The following is an 18,248-nucleotide window of genomic DNA, read 5'->3' on the forward strand; positions in this document are numbered from 1 at the left end:
CTCCGCGGTGAGCGCGGGCGGAGTCTGCACCTGTGTCAGCGCGCTCGACCTCCACGGCGTGTGGGTTGCCCCGTTCGGCGACCTGGTGCACGTCCGCGGTCGCAACGTCGCCGCGCGCGGATCTGCCAGCACACACCACGCGTGCACTCGCTACGGACGGGCGCCACGGGAGGTCTACCCGCTCGACGACGTGGCCACGGCTCTGCAGTACGCGGTCCGCTGCCTCAACGAAGAGGGAATTGTCGCCGCATGCGATTCCGTGCTGCACCAGGGGCTTCTCGAGTTCACCGACCTGCAGGCGTTGTTCTCGTCGATGCCCGTCCGGATCAGGCGACTCCTCGACAGGTGCGCTGACTGTCTCGACTCCGGGGCCGAGTCCATCTTCGGATTCCGCCTGACCACGCTGGGGATTGCGTTCGAGAGCCAGGTGGAGATCCCAGGGATCGGTCGGGTCGACTTCTTGATCGGTAAGCGGCTGATCGTGGAAGTCGACAGCGTCGCCTATCACGACAAATCGCCGGGGCAACGCGAGAAGGACCGGGTCAGAGACGAGACCGCTCACCGCCTGGGCTACATCCCGTGGCGGATCTCGTACAAGCGGCTCATGTTCACGTGGGACGAAGTGGTCGACACGCTTCTCGCGATGATCCGCAGGCGCGATCACCTCAAATCGCTGGCCGAGCCGCCCGAGCTGACGCGCCAGGCGGCCGATTCCGGCACCGACCACGCCCTCGGCTACTGGGACGACCCCGACTTCGCGGGATGCTGAACATGCGCGCAGTCCGCAGCGGAGGGGTACGTACACAACTGTGACGTCAGCGGGACGCCGCGACAATTATTGTCGTGGCCTCGCGCTGGCGACCGGATTGTGTACGCAGTACCCGCGCCGCGGCGCCCGCAGCCGCAGCGGATTCGGGCGCCGCGCGCGCCCGATCCGCGCCGCGATCCGAGTGCGTAAGCGGCCTGAGCAGGGCGAATTGTCGCCGATCGTTGCGGTTTGGAACACTGTAGGCCGTGAGGAGTTCCGCTGAGGTCGCAGCCCGTTCCGCTGAATTGTTCCGTCGGGCCCAGGATGCGACGCCCGGTGGGGTCAATTCGCCCGTGCGCGCGTTCTCGGCGGTCGGCGGCACTCCGCGTTTCATCGCCTCGGCGAAGGGCTGTCATCTGACGGACGTCGATGGCAACGACTACGTCGATCTCGTTTCGTCCTGGGGTCCGATGATCCTCGGGCACGCGCATCCCGCAGTTGTGGAGGCAGTGCAGAAGACGGCAGCGCATGGTCTTTCCTTCGGTGCGCCGACCGAGGGCGAAATCGAACTCGCCGAAGAGATCATCGACCGCGTCGACCCGGTCGAGCGTGTTCGCCTGGTCAATTCGGGTACCGAGGCGACGATGTCGGCGATCCGCCTCGCGCGCGGCGCCACCGGACGCTCGAAGATCATCAAGTTCTCCGGCTGCTACCACGGTCACGTCGACGCGCTGCTCGCCGACGCTGGCTCCGGAATCGCGACGCTCGGCCTCCCCACGACGCCCGGTGTCACCGGGGCGTCGGCACACGACACCATCGTCCTGCCCTACAACAATCTCGACGCCGTGGCCGAAGCGTTCGCCACCTACGGCGACGAGATCGCGGCCGTGATCACCGAAGCTGCGGCAGGCAACATGGGTGCTGTCGCCCCTGTCGACGGCTTCAACGCCGGCCTGCGCGATCTCACCCGACGCCACGGTGCGCTCTTCATCATCGACGAGGTCATGACGGGTTTCCGCGTCAGCCCCGCCGGGTGGTACGGCCTCGAGGGTGTTGCCGCCGACCTCTACACCTTCGGCAAGGTGATGAGCGGGGGACTGCCCGCCGCGGCGTTCGGCGGTCGCACCGACATCATGGAGAACCTCGCACCCACCGGGCCCGTCTACCAAGCGGGCACGCTCAGCGGTAACCCGGTCGCCGTCGCCGCCGGACTCGCGACTCTCCGCAACGCCGACGCCGACGTCTACACCGCGCTCGACGCCAACGCCAACCGCCTGGCCTCCCTGTTCGCCGAGGCGCTCACCGACGCGGGCGTCGGTCACCGGGTGCAGCTGGCGGGCAACCTGCTCAGTGTGTTCTTCACCTCCGACCCCGCGACGCCGATCACCGACTACGCCGCCGTCAAAAACACCGAGACCTGGCGTTTCGCACCCTTCTTCCACGCGCTGCTCGACGCGGGCGTGTACGCACCGCCGAGCGCATTCGAAGCCTGGTTTGTCTCTGCGGCGCTGGACGAGGATGCTTTTGGTCGAATCGCTGACGCGCTGCCGGCCGCAGCCCGCGCTGCAGCGCACGCCACGCAATCGGGGGAGTCCGACTGATGCACACGATCGTCCACATGATGCGCCACGGAGAGGTGCACAACCCGGACGGCATCCTCTACGGCCGCCTGCCCGGATTCCGCCTCTCGCCGACCGGCCGCGCTCAGGCGGAGAAGGTCGCGGGCACGCTCGCCGACCACGACATCACCGCGGTCTTCGCTTCCCCGCTGCAGCGGGCCCAGGAGACCGCCACCCCGATCGCCGCAGCGCACGGACTGCCGATCTTCACCAACGATCAACTCATCGAGGCCGACAACGTCTTCGAAGGCCTCAAGGTCTCCGTCGGCGACGGCGCGCTGAGCAAGCCCCGACACTGGGTCAAGCTGCGCGACCCATTCACCCCGTCGTGGGGAGAGCCCTACATCCAGCTCGCGCATCGCATGCTCGCCGCCGCCAACAAGGCGCGCGACGCCGCCCGCGGCCACGAGGCGGTCTGCGTCAGCCACCAACTTCCCGTCTATACCCTCCGACGCTTCCTCGAAGGTCAGCGTCTCTGGCACGACCCCCGTCGTCGGCAATGCTCACTGGCCTCGCTGACCAGCCTCATCTACGACGACGACGCCCTCGTCGACATCATCTACTCCGAACCCGCCGGGCACTCCGACCCGCTCGCGACCGGGGCATGAGCCGGATCTGACACATGCGCAGTAAGACCTTCACCGCAGTCCTGTTCGCCGTGCTGATGACGCTCGGCGTGCTGCTCAGCGGCTGCAGCGGAGGCAACGACGCCGTCGCACAGGGCGACACCTTCCAATTCGTGTCGCCGGGTGGAAAGACGTCGATCACCTACCCCGAGTCCGAGCGCAAGCCGATCGCAGACCTCATCGGCCCCGACCTCGTGACCGACAAGCAGATCGACGTCGACAAGGACTTCGCAGGCAAGGTCACGGTGATCAACGTGTGGGGTTCGTGGTGCGGACCGTGTCGCGCGGAGGCCGACGACCTCGAGACCGTGTATAAGCAGAACAAGGACAATGGCGTCGCCTTTGTCGGCATCAACCTGCGCGACGACCGACAGTCGGCCAAGGACTTCGTCGCCGACCGCAAGGTCGGGTACCCGTCGATCTACGACTTCGACGGCGCGACGCTCGCCTCGATGACAACCCCCACCTCGGTCGTCCCGACGACCGTCGTCCTCGACCGGCAGCACCGTCCGGCCGCGGTCTACCTGCGCACCGTCAGCGCGGAGGAACTCGGCGCGATGGTCAAGAAGGTCGCCGCCGAAGACTCCGGAAAGCAGCCGTGAGCGGTATGGGACAGACCTTCGCCGACACGGTCACCAGCGGTCCGCTGCTGCTCGCTCTGGCCGCGTGCGTGATCGCCGGACTCGTGTCGTTCGCATCCCCGTGCGTCGTGCCACTCGTCCCCGGCTACCTCTCGTACCTGGCAGGCCTCGTCGGGGCGGAGGCGCCCGCGGTGACGGTCGGCGAGTCCCCCAAACGCGGACGCTCACGGGTGGCGATCGCCGCAGCCCTCTTCGTCCTCGGCTTCACCGTCGTCTTTGTTGCCGCGACGGCAACGGTCCTCGGCATCACGAGCACCGTGATCGTCAATCACGATGTGTTGCAACGCATTGGCGGAGTGGTGACGATCGTGATGGGTCTCGTCTTCATCGGGCTCGTCCCGATGATGCAGCGCGAGTTCCGTTTTGCGCCGCGCAACGTCTCGAACATCGTCGGAGCGCCGCTGCTCGGCGCGGTCTTCGCGCTCGGCTGGACCCCGTGCCTCGGTCCGACGCTCGCCGCGGTCATCGCCACCGCGAGCGGGACGCAGGGCGCGACCGCGGTCAAGGGCGTCGCGCTGATCATCGCGTACTGCGCGGGCCTCGGCATTCCGTTCGTCATCCTCGCATTCTCGTCCGCGTGGGCGCTGCGCAGCCTCGGCTGGCTGCGCACGCACGCACGACTCATCCAGATCTTCGGCGGCATCATGCTGATCGCGGTCGGAGTGGCTCTCGTCACCGGCTGGTGGGATCAGTTCATCGTGTGGGTCCGCGACGCTTTCATCTCCGACACCGAGCTTCCGGTATAGAAGCGGGCGAACATGACACAGACCATCGACCGACCGTCCACCCCCGCGCCGCAGACCCCGCAGCGTCCACACTGGGTCAAGCGTCGGGTGCTGTGGCCGCTGCGCAACCTCTGGCGCAGCCTCACGTCGATGCGCACCGCATTGGTGTTGCTGTTCCTGCTCGCACTGGCTGCGATCCCCGGTGCGCTGCTGCCGCAGCGAGAACTCAACGAACAGAAGACACTTCAGTACATCTCCGACCACGGCTGGCTCGGCGAGTGGATGGACAAGATCCAGCTCTTCGACGTCTTCAAGAGCGCGTGGTTCACCGCCATCTACGTCCTGCTGTTCATCTCGCTGGTCGGCTGCCTCACCCCGCGCATCATCGAGCACGCCAAGAGTCTGCGCGCCAAACCCGTTGCCGCACCGCGCAATCTGTCGCGCATGCCGCGACACATCACCGAGACGGTCGACGGTGAGCCCGCCGAACTCGCCGAACGCATCTCGGGCAACCTGCGTGGCTGGCGACGTGAGATCACCGTGCGCGAACCGTCGAAGGCATACCCGGACGGCTGCGTCGAGGTATCGGCCGAAAAGGGCTACCTGCGCGAATTCGGCAACCTGGTCTTCCATTTCGCACTGCTGGCGCTGCTCGTGTCGATCGCGGTGGGCAAGGTGTACGGCTACGAGGGCACGCGCAGTCTCGTCGCCGACGGCGAGCAGGGACTGTGCAACACGTCGACGGCGGTCTACGACTCATTCCGTGCGGGCGCGCTGGTGGACGGCACCAACCTCTCACCGTTCTGTATCCGCGTCGACGACTTCTCCGCGACCTTCCTCCCCGACGGTCAGCCGTCGATGTACGACGCGAAGATCCGCTACACCACCGACCCGCGCACACCGTCGTCGCAATGGCAGGAGCGGTCGGTGCGTGTCAACGATCCGCTGCGCGTCGCGGGCGACCGCGTCTACGTGCTGGGCAACGGCTTCGCGCCGACCTTCACCGTGACCTTCCCGAACGGGGAGAAGCGCACGCAGACCGCGCTGTTCATCCCCGAGGTCATGCAGACCATGCTGTCGTCGGGCGCTGCCCGCTTCGACACCCCGGCGGGCCTGTACCCCGACGAGGACACCCGCCGCAAGAATCAGATCGCCCTCGAAGGACTCTTCGCGCCGACGGCGAGCTACGACGGCACGCTGCTCAGCTCCTCGTCGCCCGAGCCCAACGACCCCCAGGTCGCGACCCGGATCTACCGTGGCGACACCGGTCTCGACACCGGCCGAGCGCAGAACGCCTACTCGCTGGACACCGACATGATCCATCAGGGCAGGCTCAACCGTGAGGCGCAGGCGAACCTGAAGATCGGCGAGAGTGCGAGCCTTCCCGACGGCACCAAGGTGAGCTTCGACGGCTACAAGCGTTGGATCTCCGTGCAGGTCTCGCACGATCCGGCGCAGGTCTGGGTGTTGGTGTCGGCGATCGTGATGCTGGTCGGACTGGTGGTGTCGCTGATCGTCAAACGCCGCAGGATCTGGGCGCGTTTGGTGCCCGACTCGGACAACGGCGACCGACGACGTACGGTAGTAGAGATTGCCGGGCTGGCCCGCACCGACCAGGCCGGCTGGGGCGAGGGCTTCGACGAGCAGGCACGCGGCCTGCTCACCGACGACAACAGGCGAGCACGACGTCTGTAGTCGCGGACGCTTCGGAGCAGACCGCAGCAGCTTCTAGCAGACCGCAGCAGCTTCTAGCAGACCGCAGCAGTAGAGATAGGGCCAGCGATGGGTAACGGAACAGACCAGATCGACGAGACGATGGCGCGCTACTCCGACCTTCTGTTCGGTACCGCGATCACCATCTACGTCCTGGCGATGCTCATGTTCCTCGCCGCCCTTGCGGGAGCCCGCTCGCGAAAGCTCACCGCATCAAAGGAACTCGTCACAGCGGGCGGCGGTTCGACGACGCAGCGTGCCCCCGGCAAGATCGAGGGCCCGGCTCCGCGCACGCTGTCGGAGAAGATCGGCAACATGGCCTATCCGGTCGTGTTCGTGGGACTCATCGCACACATCGCGTCGATCGTCACCCGCGGAATCGCCACCGACCGCGCCCCCTGGGGCAACATGTACGAGTTCATCTCGCTGACCTGCGCCGCCTGCGTGGTCGCCGGGCTCGTCATCCTGCGTAAGCAGATCAACCGCCCACTGATCGCGTTCGTGCTGCTCCCGGTCACGCTGCTGATGTTCATCGCCGGTCGCTGGCTCTACACGCAGGCCGCGCCCGTGGTCCCGGCGCTCAAGTCGTACTGGTTGGCCATCCACGTCTCGATCATCTCGATCAGTTCCGGTGTGCTCCTCGTGTCCGGTGTCGCCAGCATCCTGTACCTGGTCAAGATGCGTTGGGGAGCGTCGTCGGAGACAGTCTCCGAGACCGGCGGCGGCGTCGTCGGCGCGCTGCGTCGACTTGTCGCTCACATCCCCACCGCCGAGGCGCTCGACCGTCTCGCCTACAAATGTGTGGTGTTCGGATTCCCGCTCTTCGGACTCGGAATCGTGTTCGGCGCCATCTGGGCAGAGTCGGCGTGGGGCCGCTTCTGGGGCTGGGACCCCAAGGAAACCGTCTCGTTCATCGCCTGGATCATCTACGCCGCATACCTGCACGCCCGTGCGACTGCCGGCTGGCGCAACAGCACCGCGGCATGGATCAACGTCGCCGGATTCGTCGCGCTGCTGTTCAACCTATTCATCATCAACCTGGTGGTCTCCGGCCTGCACTCCTACGCCGGGCTGTGACACGAGCCCGCCTACGCGGGACCGTGAAATGGAGTCCGCCTACGCGGGACCGTGACCGTGGGGAGTTCGTGCGCCGCGCTCCGACGCCGCCTGTGCGCGAAGCATCTTGAGTAGATCGATCATCACGTCGATAGTGTCGGGACACAGGCTGCCCAAGTCGACCCCGGACAGGTGCGTCTCCGTGGTTGCGAGCATCTCGACGTAGTCGCGCTGCCGTTGCACGCGGTCGAGGTCTTCGGAGGGATTCGAGAGGAAATACGTGACGCTGACCTCGAAGGCACTCGCGATCGCCTCGACGGTCTTGAACGACGGCGTGCGCGCCTTGCCCGTGCGCAACTGCGAGATATAGGCGTCGCTCAACGAGTGGCCGTGCTGGTTCGCCTTCTCAGCGATCCGTTTGCCTGTGTACCGTCGGCCGTCTTCATCGCGAGAATGCTCGAAGAGTTCGGCCAGTTTGGCGGCGAAACTGTCGTCGCCGTCGGGAACCGTGCCCGGGCGAGTAGTCATGTTTCAGAACTCGCTCGACGTGTCGATTGTGATGCCGGCGATCTCGATATCGGTGTCCCCCTGGCGCGGTGTCAGCTACGGAATCGTAATCGTACCCACACACTGCGGAGCGACGTCGGGCATCCTCGATGCACGATTCGTCACAGTTCGTCGTTGGGTTTCCGTGTGCGCCGATCGAGATCGCGAAGGAAATCCGCGTCGTCGTCAGGACCGACCGGGCCGTGGGTGCGAGACCCAGGCCGCCTCACCGTCGAGTCATGGCGTTCCGCCAGTGCGGGCCCGAATGCACGCCACAACAGAAAACCGATCGCGGCCAAGCCGACGATGGCCAATAGAAATGTCATGGCAACCTCCCATCTATCAGGGTACGCGTCCCGATGTGGAAGACCGGTGAGCCCTTACCGGCGAGTACGACTATCCGACGCGACGGTTCAGGAGGGCCACGACGTCCTCCTCGCGGAAACGACGATGGCCGCCCGGGGTACGGATCGATCCGAGGATGCCTGAGCTGGCCCACCGCGCGACGGTCTTGGGGTTCACATTGAACATCGCGGCAACCTGGCCGGGGGTCAGGGTGTGCTGGCTCGCGAGGCCGGGGGTGATGACGGTGGCGATACCAGGGTTGAGTGCGGTCATTGTTCTCCCCTTTGGGTTTCTCTTCCGAGACGCGCGGTGATTGCGCGCTGACACATGAATACACGCAAAACGCCCAGGTACTCGAACCGTCATTACGAGGTAAAGAGAGTCAAAAGGTGCCCGTGACCTGCAAACACCGATTATGCACCCAAGTATCCTGAACATGTGACCGACAAGCAGGACCCCACTCGAGCGGGTACGCACAAACCAGACAACACAGACATCGCAGGTCAGAGCCATGTGGGCATGGGAACGCTGCTCTTCTCGATCCTCCTCTACACCGTGGCGCGACTGCTGTTGGTTGTGGTTGTGGCCGCGATCATCGTGGGAATCGGTGCGCTCGCGGGCGTCACCGTGCCGCTGTTGGTAGCTGCGGTGTTCGGTGTTCTCATCGCACTTCCGTTGGGAATGGTGTTGTTCAAGAAGCTGCGCGTGCGCGTCAATACCCAGATTGCGGCGGTCGACGCCGAGCGCCGTCGTAAACACGACGACCTCCAGACGCGCTTGCGTGGCGCAGATGGCAAACGAACCCCGAACACCAGCGCCGACAGCGAATGAACGCCGACAACCGATGAGCGACACCCTCGACCCGGCACGAACCGTCGACCACCGCACCGATCGACACTGGGCCGACAACGCCGTGCGACTCATCGAGGCCGACGCTCGGCGCAGCGCCGATACACATCTGCTGCGCTGCGAACTTCCGGGATGGTCGCGCTGGATCGACGATGGAAGCAACGGTGCCCCGGGCACCGAGGTCGGCGTCGACCTCTATCTGAAGGACGAGAGCACCCATCCCACGGGCTCGCTGAAGCATCGACTGGCCCGCTCGCTGTTCCTCTATGCGATCTGCAACGGATGGATCACCGAGGGCACGACGGTGATCGAGGCGTCGTCGGGATCGACGGCGGTCAGCGAGGCGTACTTCGCGCATCTGATCGGTGTGCCGTTCATCGCTGTGATGACGTCGGGGACATCGCCCGCCAAGACCGCACTGATCGAACGTGAGGGTGGTCGCTGCCACTTCGTCGAACGTGCGTCGGATGTGTACGACGAGGCGCTGCGGCTCGAGAGCGAACTCGGCGGACATTTCATCGACCAGTTCACGATGGCCGAACGCGCAACCGACTGGCGTGGGAACAACAACATCGCGGAGTCGATCTTCGCGCAGATGGCCACCGAGGATCATCCGGTGCCGACGTGGATCGTGGTGGGCGCGGGGACGGGCGGAACGTCGGCGACGCTCGGCCGCTACCTGCGCTACCGCAGACATCCGACGTGGCTGGCGGTCGTCGACCCGGAGAACTCGGTGTTCCTACCCGCCTATGAGACCGGCGACGGATCGCTGCGCTCGGAGACCGGGTCGCGGATCGAGGGGATCGGGCGGCCCCGCGTCGAGCCGTCGTTCGTGTCGCAGGTCATCGACCGCATGATCGGTGTCCCCGATGCCGCGTCGATCGCGGCTGCACGTCACCTGTCGGATCGCCTCGGGCGTCGTGTTGGCGCATCGACCGGAACCAACATGTGGGGTGTCGCGCAGGTCATCTCGGAGATGGTCGCGCAGCGGCGGGCAGGCAGCGTCGTCTCGCTACTGTGCGACTCCGGAGATCGTTACGCCACAACCTATTTCGACGACGACTGGGTCGCGGCGCAGGGCTTCGACCTCGCACCGCCGACCGCAGTCCTCGACGAGTTCTACCGGACCGCAGTGTGGACCGGCTGATCAACCTCGCCCGCAGGATCGGCGGGGTCGACAACTGTCGTGGTCACGTCGTAGAGGTCGAGGGCTCGTAGCGCTTCATCCTTCAACATCGCGCGTGTCGGCATGTGATAACCCGCGTGATCTCCGTCGGTGAGATGTACGACAGGTATCGAGATCCCGAGGCGCGACATCGCTCGATGACCACTCAGGCGGGTGAATTGCCGATAGTCATTGGGAGCGAGGACAAGCCGAACCTCTGCGCCGGCGCGCTGTATCCGGGCCAGCATTGTCTCAGGCATCTGGAAGACGCGGAGACGAGCCAGTGCTGCACGCAACCGTGTGGACCGGACCTTGCCCGAGAAGTCCGTCAGGTCCCGTATTCCTCGGTAAAGTACGCGGTGTCGCTGGAATTCGAGGCGCGCCGAGGCCGAATCGGCCCCGCGCATGAAGGGTAACGACCAGTCAGGCCAGACATCCCAACGATTGACGTTGGCGACGATGGCGACTACCCGGGATCGCCCCGACTGCCGACGTGCCGTCTCGATCGCAGCGTGCGCCGACATCCAGTTTCCTGCACAGATGCCCAGGTGTGCGACGACGGTGATGCGTGAGAGGTTGAGTTCGTCCAGGATGCGGTTCCCGTCGTTGACATAGGTTCGCGTGAAGAGCTTGACGAAGGTGTCGTCAGTCGACGTCATGCCGGACTCGCCGACGCCGCGCCTGTCGAAACGTACGGTTCTGCCACCGCGTGCCGCCACCTCGTTCGCAAGTTCGACATACAACCTTGCTGGGCCGCTGCGAATGTCGTGCCCTATCGGATGAGTGACGAGTAAGCGATCGGCGATTCGATGTGTACCGGCAACCGCGGTGTCCCATACGGTGATTCCGTCATCGGTCACCATTACTCGGGTCTCGATCGCGCGGCCGTCGGGTGTCGACGCTACGACGGCCGAACTCACCGGCATTGGTGAGACGAACGTTGTCGCCGCGGGCATCTGCTGTGACAACCACTGCGCGATGCGCTCGAGTTCAGGCGGGAAATCGATGAGAAGGGCTTCAGTGGCCTGGATGAAGGGGGCTTGATCGGTCAGTGCCGAGACGGTACCTCCCGCAGCAGAGACGCTCTGCGCCAGCGACGATTCAAGATCATCACCTGACAGCAGCGCGAGAACGCGATCGCGGCGCGACCCGACGACGGCGACCGGATCCAGTGTCTTACGCGAAAAGGCACGTGCCGCTTCCCGATGGAGCGTGAGCCCGGCCAACTGCACGAGTTCGTCGGAACCAGCGGCGGGTGCATCCTCGCTCTCCGAGAGTGTCGCATAGAGCATCTGCTGTGTACGAACAAAGTGACGTCCGCGCTGAATCGGGTCCCAGAGCACGAGGCAATCCGCGCTGTCACGCACAGATTCATTCGATGCCGCAACGAGCGCACCGCTGCGATGGGCGATCACGGCGATCGGACCTACTTCGAGATCGACGAGGTGATCGAACGCCGCGGTGACGCTGCGATCCCAGCGCTCGACCGCCGACGGATCTGCCTGCGACCCTGCGGATTCGCCCGTCCCGGCGTAATCGATGCGTAGAACGAGCAGACGCTGCGCAGCCAGGAGTTCAGCGAGTCGTTTGAATCCTCGCCACGTGTGGTTGAGTTCTTTGCCGAGGGGTGGGCACACCAGTACCGCACCGCGAACCAGTCCGTCTTCAGGATGCGTGTACACCCCGAAGAGTGGGACGCCGCCCATCGCAAGATACGTTGGCTTGTTGACGATCCTCATGACCTAGAGCGCAAGCGCAGAGCGGACGTGGTCAGGCCATTGTGAACTGTCGATTCCGTGAATCGCGAACAGTGCCAGAGTGGTTCGATCCATGCCGATCCCCACGCATGCGCTGTGGGCGGGTTGACCGTCCGCGGTGGAGATGCCGAACCCGGTACCGAAATGGTCCTGGTGGTTGTTGCACGACAACAGCGCTGTGCCGTCGTCGAGATCGCCGTAGAGACGCACGACGAGTTCGGTCTTCAGGTTTTCCTCGAGTTGATTGGCAGCTAAGAACTTGCCGGTCCGCCCGAAGAACGGGTCGTTGGCGGGCACGTCGTCGGCGAGCAAGCCGAGTCGACCGAAGATCTCGTGGGCCACCCGCGTCCAGGTTGCGCGGTGTTCCTTCGCGCCCTCCGGATCGCCGACGTACACGAACTCCTGCATACGGAAGGCCTGCATGCGCAGCGGGTCGTCGGATGGCTCGTGGCGGAAGCAGTATCCGTGCACGTTGTAGCGAGATCCGCCTTCTGGCAACGTATTTGGCAGCGTCGAGTACAGCGGGTGGCACGCGGCCGAGACGAGCATGGTGCCCGCGGACGAGAGGTGACCGTCCCAGGGCAGTCCTGCCTCTCGGTCGAGAAGCAGCGAACGGTGTTCTGCCGAGCCGCCGGTGAACGTGGAGATCGCTCCGGTCAGCTGCGGGAACGACGCGATGTAGTCGGTCTTCTCGTATGCCTCGCGCGGAAAGATCGGCGGGAACCGAAAGCGCGTGATGTTCTCTTCGCCGTGGGTGTCGACGCCTGCCTGCCACATGAGGCGGTCGACACCGTCGAAGGCAGCCTCGTACTCGGCACCACGGCCGTACAGTCCATCGAGTCCGGATGGGATGAGATGTCCCGCAGCGATGAGTTGATCACGAAATTGCCGATGCGCGACCGGGAGGTCGACGACGAGTTGGTCAGTCATGTGAATTACCCCCGTAGCGCAAGGACCAGCTGCGAATTGTTCGCCCGGATCCGATCGTTGGAAACCATGAGTGCTGGTCCGTATGAGTCTCGAAGCAAACGCCCCATCGAGGCGCGGTGATTCTCGCGGTAACCGTTGATGCCGCAGATCGTCAGCGCGGCCGCGACGATTTCGACAACGGCCGTTGACGCGGTCAGTTTGAGATTGTTCATTGCGACAGAGAATCCGATGGTCGGCTCGAGATGTCCCGCCGCGAGAAATTCTTCATAGTGTGAGATGCCGTGGGAAACCGAGCTCTCGAATCGCTGGTGCAGTTCAAGTAGGTCGGCGAACCGAGCTGCCTGCGGCGGCGTCGAGCCTGGCGTCTTGCGCGCGGCGGCACGAACTTCGGTACGTGCCTTGGCAACTGCGGCGTCGGCAATGCCGAGCCACGCTGACGCCCACAACGTGTGCGACGAGGGCTGCATGGTGTGCGCGGAGATGATCGAGTAGTCGACGGGAATCACGTGATCGACGCTGGTGTCGGCCACGAGCATGAACCCTGGGCTGCAGGTGCCCCGGAAGCCGAGAGTGTCCCACTCCGACGTCTTGGTGAGCTCCGTCTCGGCCCGCGGACACACGACAAGGACCTGGTCTCCGGGCGGACTGTCGCTATTTCTTCGCGCCGTGGTGCAGATGTAGTCGGCATACTCGCCGTAGGAAATGACTGGTGCTTTCTTTTCGAGATGGACGCGATCGCCATCTGTCTGCACCGCGCAGGTCGACGACCGCACGTCACCACCCGTGGTGATCTCGGTGGTCGCAGAGGCGAGAAGCGCCTCGGCGCGCGCCACTTCGCGGGCCAGGTCGGCCGCCGCCGGCGTTGCGGCATGAAAGCGAAGTGTCAGTGCCTGAGAATGGTGCATGGCAAAGATCATCGCCGCGGAGCTGCACGCAGCCCCGAGTTCCCTTGTGACTCTTGCAAGTTCGCTGATCGAGCTTCCACGTCCGCCGAACTCGGCGGGTAGGGAAGCCGACAAGAGTCTGCTCTGACGCAACGCGTCGACGGCCTCGTGCGGAAAGCGTCCTTTGCGATCGACGTCGTCGGCAGCAGCGGCGGCAACCTCAACGACTGCCGAAGCGTCCAACGCAGAACCCAATTCTCCTGTGGTCAACACATTCCTCCCCCAAAATGCGGAAAACAGAGCGGGATTCACGGACTGATAAATCCCCCAAATGTATGGACCGTCTTTCCCCCTGTGGTCCATTTTCCAATGCGCCTGTAGTATACGAGTACGATGTGACATCTGCAACGTGGGGTTTTGCAGACTAATCATCGGCGGGGAATCATGTACGACCAGGGAGGGAACCATGAACATCGACAAAAGCGACATTCGAGGCGTACTGGACAAGTACGGGAAGCTGACAGTAGCAGCAGGAGAGGTGTCAGACGATACCGATCTGTTTACGGTTGGTTTGACGTCACACGCGACAGTCAACGTCATGTTGGGCCTCGAAGATCTGTACGACGTCGAGTTCCCCGAGGAGATTCTCAAGAAGTCGACCTTCTCCAGCGTCAACAGCCTCGCCTCGGCACTTAGCACTCTCGTCGCCGCCGGGGTATGAGCTTCGTCGTCGGCTGCGACCTGGTCGACGTGGCCGAGATCGTCGCATCGATCGACACTTTCGGTGATCGCTACCTCCGCCGCGTCTTCACCGACGCCGAACTCGTTCGCTGCGAAGGGCCAACGCGCGCACAGCGTCTCGCGGCGCGCTTCGCGGCGAAGGAGTCGGTCATCAAGACACTGATCGACTCCGACGCCGCGACGCCACTGCGCGAGATCGAGGTCGTCATGAACGGTCCAGTACCCGGCATCCGGCTATCGGGCAGCATGGCAGCTCTCGCCGAGCGTAAGAACTGGCGCGAGCCGTCACTGTCGCTGTCGCACACGTCGACGCATGCCATGGCGACGGTGATCGCTCACATCGGGGTGTGACGCACCGCACGTTGCGTCGCCTACCATCGTTCGTGTGGCGCAATGCGTGGTGCAAGCCGATGACCTGGTCAGGGAATATCGCCTCGGCGACGAGCGGGTTCGCGCGCTCGACGGGGTGAACCTCACGCTCGACGGTGGGCAGTTCGTGTCCATCGTCGGGCCGTCAGGGGCGGGCAAGAGCACACTGCTGCACATCATCGGAGCCCTCGACACCCCGACGTCGGGATCGATCGAGGTCGACGGCGTCGATCTCGCGACGCTCGACGACAACGCGGCGTCGGCTTTCCGTCGGCATCGCGTCGGGTTCGTGTTCCAGTTCTTCAACCTCGTTCCGACGATGTCGGCGTGGGAAAACGTTGCGCTACCAAGGCTTCTCGACAGTAAGTCGCTGCGACGCGCCAAGCCACGTGCTGTCGAACTCCTCGACCGCGTCGGACTCGGCAACCGTATCGATCACCGACCGTCGGAGTTGTCAGGCGGACAGATGCAGCGGGTCGCGATCGCGCGCTCGCTGATAATGGAGCCGTCGATCCTTCTCGCCGACGAGCCGACCGGCAACCTCGACTCGCACACCGGGGACGCTGTCCTCGAGCTGCTGTCGGAGGTTGCACACGATGCGCCGAATCGCCTGGTGATCATGGTGACTCACGATCCGCACGCTGCCGACGTCGCCGACCGCACGATCGTCGTGCGGGACGGCAGGGTCGCCGCCGCGGACGCGCGAGGGTGACGACTCCGATGGTGACAAAGCTGTTCGCCGCGCTCACCCGGGTGCGGGTGTTGAACCTGCGCGAGCTGCGCGATCACCGACTGCGCGTGGTCACCTCACTCATCGTGGTCGCAGTCTCGTCGGCGCTGCTGATAGCGGTGTTGGGCACGTACGGGTCGCTGAGCGAATCGATTCGCGACTTCGACGCCGCGATCAACGGCACGGCCCAGCTCGAGGTCGCGTCGATCGCGGACTCGGGAATCGACGAGTCGGTCGCGGGTGACATCCGTGCGCAGGTCCCCGACGCCAAGTCGGTGGTTCCTGTCATCCGTGGTACCGCGGTGGTCGGTGACAGACGAATTGCTCTGGTGGGATCGGACTTTCGGGCGCGCGCTCTTGCCGGCGGTGTTCAGGAGGCCGCTGCCACCGGGCTGATTCCTGGCGACCTCGACGATGGCGTCATCGTCGGTTCGGGTACGGGTTTGTCTCTGGGTCAACGACTTTCGGTCAACGGAGTCGACGTTCGGGTGGTGCGGGTCGTCGACGCTGCGGGACTCAACAACGGCGACTGCATGTTCGCCTATCTCGGCCTGGCCCAGCGGCTCACCGGGCTGAGCGGCAAGGTGTCGTCGATTCTCGTCGTCGCAGCGCCGGGCGTCGACGTCGGCGCGCTCGGCGACGAGGTGCGTCGCGTTGTCGATGGGCGTGCGGTGGTGGTGGATCCGGGGTTCCGTGCGAAGCAGGCTGAGGTCGCGGGGTCGGTGACCCGTGATTCGACGCTGCTCGTGTCTCTGATCTCCCTGGTGATCGCGGCGTTCCTCGTGTTCAACACGATGAATATGGCTGTGGCGTCGCGCAGGGCGTCGTTGGCGATGGTCCGCGCGCTGGGCGCCAAGCGATCTCACCTGGTCTCTGACCTACTCACCGAGTCGGCGGTCTTCGGGTTTGTCGGAGGCCTGATCGGTGTACCGATCGGGATTCTCGCCGGTCGGTGGGCCATCTCGCGTGTGCCGACGACCAAGCGCGATTCGGTCTCGATCGTCGTCGACTATCACCTGCCGTCCTATGCGCCGGTCGTCGCGGTCGCCGCGTGTGTGCTGGCGTGTGTTGCCGCGACCTCTCTTGCTGCGCGATCGGTGTTCGCGGTGTCGCCGGTCGAGGCGATGGTGTCTGGTCAGGTCGCCGACACCGGACCACAGCGCGGACCGCTGACTGTGCTGGCAGCGGTTGCCGGTGTGGCTCTGCTCGTCGGGTCGTGGTTCATCGCCGTCGACGTTCCGGGCCGCCCCGCCATTGTCGCCGGTGCGGTGTATGCCGTTGGCGCGCTGCTTATCTGCTTCGCACTTACCCGCCCGCTTGTGCGGTTCGTCGTGTCGGTCGCCCGACGATTCGGCGGTCCGGGGCAAGTTGCCGCGGTCAACACCGAACGTGCGCCGCGACGAGCCTGGGCGACGCTGATGACCGTTGCGGTCGCGATCGCAGTGGGAATGGGCACGTCGGGTGCGCTCGACAATCTCGTTGCGTCAATTTCGCATTCGCTCGACGGGCTCGGTGACCCCGACTTCTACATCTCCTCGACGACGCGTGACGAAATCCCCTCGGGCGCAGCGTTACCCGGTGCTATTGCCGACGAGGTACGGGCGGTACCGGGAGTCTCGCGGGTGGTCGGGGCGCAGTGGGCGAACGTCAACGTCGGCGAAGCCAGGATCCTCGTCCAGGGACTTGAACCGGGATCGACGGCACCGTTCACGAAAAAGACGACGCCGCAGGCGCTTTCCGATGTGCTCGACGGTCGGGGCATCATCTTGTCGAGCGTGCTCGCCCGGTCTCTCGACGCCGACATCGGTTCGACGCTGCGCTTGGCGACGCCGACCGGATATCACGCCCTCGTCGTCCGCGACATCGTCGACTATGTCTCCATCGATTCCGGTGCCGCCGCAATGTCGAATTCGCTTCTCGCGCAGTGGTTCAATCGAACCGGCGACACATATCTACAGATCGACGTCGAGCCGAGTGCCGACCGCGCTGCCGTGCAGAAGCAGTTGCAGCACATCGTCGACGTACATCCCTTGCCGCGGTCAGGAACTGCGTACGTCTATACGGGCGCACAGGCGTTGGCAGCCACCCAGGAGCAGGCACAGCAGGCGGGTGCCTTCACGGTCGCGATCCAGTGGATCGTGTCGGTGGCCGCGGCGATCGCGCTGCTCAACACGCTGTTGCTGTCGGTGCTCGAACGTCGTCGTGAACTCGGTGTGCTGCGTGCGATGGGAGCGTCGCGTCGATTCATCTCCCGCATGGTGGTTGCCGAGGCCGGCGCGATAGCGGTGGTCGGCACGGTCACCGGACTCGTGATGGGTACGGGCCTGCACTTCTTGGCCGACAAGATCCTGTCAGCGACGACGTCGCTGGAGATTGCGTTCTCACCGCGACCGTCGACGCTGCTGTTTGTCGCCGTGTCGATTGTGTTGTGCCTGGTGGGGGCGTTTGTTCCAGCGGCCCGCGCCGCCCGGATGAACATCACCGAGGCGATCGCCGAGGAGTAGCGTCGGATTTGGTTGTCAATATTTGTTGACATCCGCGTGGTGTCAACATAACCTGACATCATGCACGACGAACCAACGACGCCAGAGCAAGATCTGGCCGGAGCCGCCGCGAGCGACGACCCGGCCATCGGCCTCGCCGCTGTCCGCGCATTGCGGACCCTGGCTGACCGGCTCGAGGAAGTACAGGTTGCGAACGCTCGATCCAAGGGCTGGAGCTGGCAGGCGATTGCAGAGATTCTGCAGATCAGCCGCCAGGCCGTGCACCAGAAGCATTCACAACGTGAGGCCTGAGAGGGCCGA

The 18,248-nt window shown here is 64.7% G+C and carries 20 protein-coding genes; 14 read left to right on the forward strand and 6 right to left on the reverse strand.

Annotated features, from left to right (window positions below; all coding sequences use genetic code 11):
- From GOSPT_RS20210 to ccsB, 7 genes are all read left to right on the forward strand, one after another.
- Nucleotides 1–769 (forward strand): endonuclease domain-containing protein (locus GOSPT_RS20210; RefSeq protein ID WP_005208475.1); only part of this gene is annotated, 769 nt, incomplete at its 5' end.
- Nucleotides 770–1,014: 245 nt separating this feature from the next.
- A complete protein-coding gene (gene hemL, locus GOSPT_RS20215) occupies nt 1,015–2,349 on the forward strand; it encodes a glutamate-1-semialdehyde 2,1-aminomutase (protein ID WP_005208478.1) in 1,335 nt (444 codons plus the stop codon).
- Nucleotides 2,349–2,975 (forward strand): histidine phosphatase family protein, encoded by a 627-nt coding sequence (locus tag GOSPT_RS20220; protein ID WP_005208480.1) that lies wholly within the window; start codon nt 2,349–2,351, stop codon nt 2,973–2,975. The genes hemL and GOSPT_RS20220 overlap by 1 nt, the downstream gene beginning before the upstream one ends.
- Before the next feature lie 14 nt (nt 2,976–2,989).
- Complete coding sequence (locus GOSPT_RS20225; RefSeq protein WP_005208481.1) at nt 2,990–3,595, forward strand: TlpA disulfide reductase family protein; 606 nt, start codon at nt 2,990–2,992, stop codon at nt 3,593–3,595.
- Between the two features lie 5 nt (nt 3,596–3,600).
- On the forward strand, nt 3,601–4,380 hold the full coding sequence (locus GOSPT_RS20230) for a cytochrome c biogenesis CcdA family protein (RefSeq protein WP_039856840.1): 780 nt from the start codon (nt 3,601–3,603) through the stop codon (nt 4,378–4,380).
- A gap of 12 nt (nt 4,381–4,392) precedes the next feature.
- On the forward strand, nt 4,393–6,054 hold the full coding sequence (resB, locus tag GOSPT_RS20235; protein ID WP_005208485.1) for a cytochrome c biogenesis protein ResB: 1,662 nt from the start codon (nt 4,393–4,395) through the stop codon (nt 6,052–6,054).
- 87 nt (nt 6,055–6,141) lie between these two features.
- Nucleotides 6,142–7,149, forward strand: coding sequence for a c-type cytochrome biogenesis protein CcsB (gene ccsB, locus GOSPT_RS20240; RefSeq protein ID WP_005208486.1), 1,008 nt, complete (start codon nt 6,142–6,144; stop codon nt 7,147–7,149).
- 39 nt (nt 7,150–7,188) lie between these two features.
- On the opposite strand, the gene GOSPT_RS20245 is transcribed toward ccsB, so the two are convergent.
- The 3 genes from GOSPT_RS20245 to GOSPT_RS20255 all read right to left on the reverse strand — a co-directional run bounded on the left by GOSPT_RS20245 (nt 7,189) and on the right by GOSPT_RS20255 (nt 8,292).
- Nucleotides 7,189–7,656, reverse strand: coding sequence for a helix-turn-helix domain-containing protein (locus tag GOSPT_RS20245; protein ID WP_005208493.1), 468 nt, complete (start codon nt 7,654–7,656; stop codon nt 7,189–7,191).
- 140 nt (nt 7,657–7,796) lie between these two features.
- Nucleotides 7,797–8,000, reverse strand: coding sequence for a hypothetical protein (locus GOSPT_RS20250; protein WP_005208494.1), 204 nt, complete (start codon nt 7,998–8,000; stop codon nt 7,797–7,799).
- Between the two features lie 70 nt (nt 8,001–8,070).
- A complete protein-coding gene (locus tag GOSPT_RS20255) occupies nt 8,071–8,292 on the reverse strand; it encodes a BldC family transcriptional regulator (protein ID WP_005208496.1) in 222 nt (73 codons plus the stop codon).
- 165 nt (nt 8,293–8,457) lie between these two features.
- On the opposite strand from GOSPT_RS20255, the gene GOSPT_RS20260 reads away from it, so the two are divergent.
- Nucleotides 8,458–8,850: a DUF4229 domain-containing protein gene (locus tag GOSPT_RS20260; protein ID WP_005208498.1), complete on the forward strand. Its 393-nt coding sequence runs from the start codon at nt 8,458–8,460 to the stop codon at nt 8,848–8,850.
- Nucleotides 8,851–8,863: 13 nt separating this feature from the next.
- The gene (gene cds1 / locus GOSPT_RS20265) at nt 8,864–10,015 is read left to right on the forward strand and encodes an L-cysteine desulfhydrase Cds1 (protein WP_005208499.1); all 1,152 of its coding nucleotides are present in this window, start codon (nt 8,864–8,866) and stop codon (nt 10,013–10,015) included.
- Here cds1 and GOSPT_RS20270 read toward each other — a convergent pair.
- From GOSPT_RS20270 to GOSPT_RS20280, 3 genes are read right to left on the reverse strand one after another with little or no spacing between them, the layout of a single operon-like run.
- Nucleotides 9,988–11,772, reverse strand: a complete 1,785-nt coding sequence (locus tag GOSPT_RS20270) for an alpha/beta hydrolase (protein ID WP_005208501.1) — start codon at nt 11,770–11,772, stop codon at nt 9,988–9,990. The genes cds1 and GOSPT_RS20270 overlap by 28 nt on opposite strands.
- Nucleotides 11,773–11,775: 3 nt before the next feature.
- Nucleotides 11,776–12,720 (reverse strand): amino acid--[acyl-carrier-protein] ligase, encoded by a 945-nt coding sequence (locus GOSPT_RS20275; protein ID WP_005208503.1) that lies wholly within the window; start codon nt 12,718–12,720, stop codon nt 11,776–11,778.
- Between the two features lie 5 nt (nt 12,721–12,725).
- Nucleotides 12,726–13,877, reverse strand: coding sequence for an acyl-CoA dehydrogenase family protein (locus tag GOSPT_RS20280; protein ID WP_005208504.1), 1,152 nt, complete (start codon nt 13,875–13,877; stop codon nt 12,726–12,728).
- 193 nt (nt 13,878–14,070) lie between these two features.
- Between GOSPT_RS20280 and GOSPT_RS20285 the strand changes: the two genes are divergently transcribed.
- The 5 genes from GOSPT_RS20285 to GOSPT_RS20305 are packed head-to-tail and all read left to right on the forward strand — an operon-like array spanning nt 14,071 to nt 18,239.
- Nucleotides 14,071–14,325, forward strand: a complete 255-nt coding sequence (locus GOSPT_RS20285; protein ID WP_005208507.1) for an acyl carrier protein — start codon at nt 14,071–14,073, stop codon at nt 14,323–14,325.
- Nucleotides 14,322–14,696, forward strand: coding sequence for a holo-ACP synthase (locus GOSPT_RS20290; protein ID WP_005208510.1), 375 nt, complete (start codon nt 14,322–14,324; stop codon nt 14,694–14,696). Before GOSPT_RS20285 ends, GOSPT_RS20290 begins: the two co-directional genes overlap by 4 nt.
- Nucleotides 14,697–14,730: 34 nt before the next feature.
- Nucleotides 14,731–15,426 carry an ABC transporter ATP-binding protein gene (locus GOSPT_RS20295; protein ID WP_245548753.1) on the forward strand — a complete coding sequence of 232 codons (696 nt, stop codon included), beginning with the start codon at nt 14,731–14,733 and terminating at the stop codon, nt 15,424–15,426.
- 8 nt (nt 15,427–15,434) lie between these two features.
- Complete coding sequence (locus GOSPT_RS20300) at nt 15,435–17,948, forward strand: ABC transporter permease (protein ID WP_039856847.1); 2,514 nt, start codon at nt 15,435–15,437, stop codon at nt 17,946–17,948.
- 60 nt (nt 17,949–18,008) lie between these two features.
- Nucleotides 18,009–18,239 carry a hypothetical protein gene (locus tag GOSPT_RS20305; protein ID WP_005208515.1) on the forward strand — a complete coding sequence of 77 codons (231 nt, stop codon included), beginning with the start codon at nt 18,009–18,011 and terminating at the stop codon, nt 18,237–18,239.
- Nucleotides 18,240–18,248: the final 9 nt, after the last annotated feature.

Source organism: Gordonia sputi NBRC 100414 (assembly GCF_000248055.1).
GTDB classification, from domain to species: Bacteria; Actinomycetota; Actinomycetes; order Mycobacteriales; family Mycobacteriaceae; genus Gordonia; species Gordonia sputi.

What these genes read in the sequence shown, in the direction of transcription:
- GOSPT_RS20230 (WP_039856840.1), top strand. Translation starts at nt 3,601, where the DNA reads ATGGGACAGACCTTCGCCGACACGGTCACCAGCGGTCCGCTGCTGCTC.
- cds1 (WP_005208499.1), top strand. Translation starts at nt 8,864, where the DNA reads ATGAGCGACACCCTCGACCCGGCACGAACCGTCGACCACCGCACCGAT.
- GOSPT_RS20275 (WP_005208503.1), bottom strand. Translation starts at nt 12,720, where the DNA reads ATGACTGACCAACTCGTCGTCGACCTCCCGGTCGCGCATCGGCAATTT.
- resB (WP_005208485.1), top strand. Translation starts at nt 4,393, where the DNA reads ATGACACAGACCATCGACCGACCGTCCACCCCCGCGCCGCAGACCCCG.
- GOSPT_RS20305 (WP_005208515.1), top strand. Translation starts at nt 18,009, where the DNA reads ATGCACGACGAACCAACGACGCCAGAGCAAGATCTGGCCGGAGCCGCC.
- GOSPT_RS20245 (WP_005208493.1), bottom strand. Translation starts at nt 7,656, where the DNA reads ATGACTACTCGCCCGGGCACGGTTCCCGACGGCGACGACAGTTTCGCC.
- GOSPT_RS20300 (WP_039856847.1), top strand. Translation starts at nt 15,435, where the DNA reads ATGGTGACAAAGCTGTTCGCCGCGCTCACCCGGGTGCGGGTGTTGAAC.
- GOSPT_RS20290 (WP_005208510.1), top strand. Translation starts at nt 14,322, where the DNA reads ATGAGCTTCGTCGTCGGCTGCGACCTGGTCGACGTGGCCGAGATCGTC.
- GOSPT_RS20225 (WP_005208481.1), top strand. Translation starts at nt 2,990, where the DNA reads ATGCGCAGTAAGACCTTCACCGCAGTCCTGTTCGCCGTGCTGATGACG.
- GOSPT_RS20220 (WP_005208480.1), top strand. Translation starts at nt 2,349, where the DNA reads ATGCACACGATCGTCCACATGATGCGCCACGGAGAGGTGCACAACCCG.
- ccsB (WP_005208486.1), top strand. Translation starts at nt 6,142, where the DNA reads ATGGGTAACGGAACAGACCAGATCGACGAGACGATGGCGCGCTACTCC.
- GOSPT_RS20250 (WP_005208494.1), bottom strand. Translation starts at nt 8,000, where the DNA reads ATGACATTTCTATTGGCCATCGTCGGCTTGGCCGCGATCGGTTTTCTG.
- GOSPT_RS20285 (WP_005208507.1), top strand. Translation starts at nt 14,071, where the DNA reads ATGAACATCGACAAAAGCGACATTCGAGGCGTACTGGACAAGTACGGG.
- GOSPT_RS20255 (WP_005208496.1), bottom strand. Translation starts at nt 8,292, where the DNA reads ATGACCGCACTCAACCCTGGTATCGCCACCGTCATCACCCCCGGCCTC.
- GOSPT_RS20270 (WP_005208501.1), bottom strand. Translation starts at nt 11,772, where the DNA reads ATGAGGATCGTCAACAAGCCAACGTATCTTGCGATGGGCGGCGTCCCA.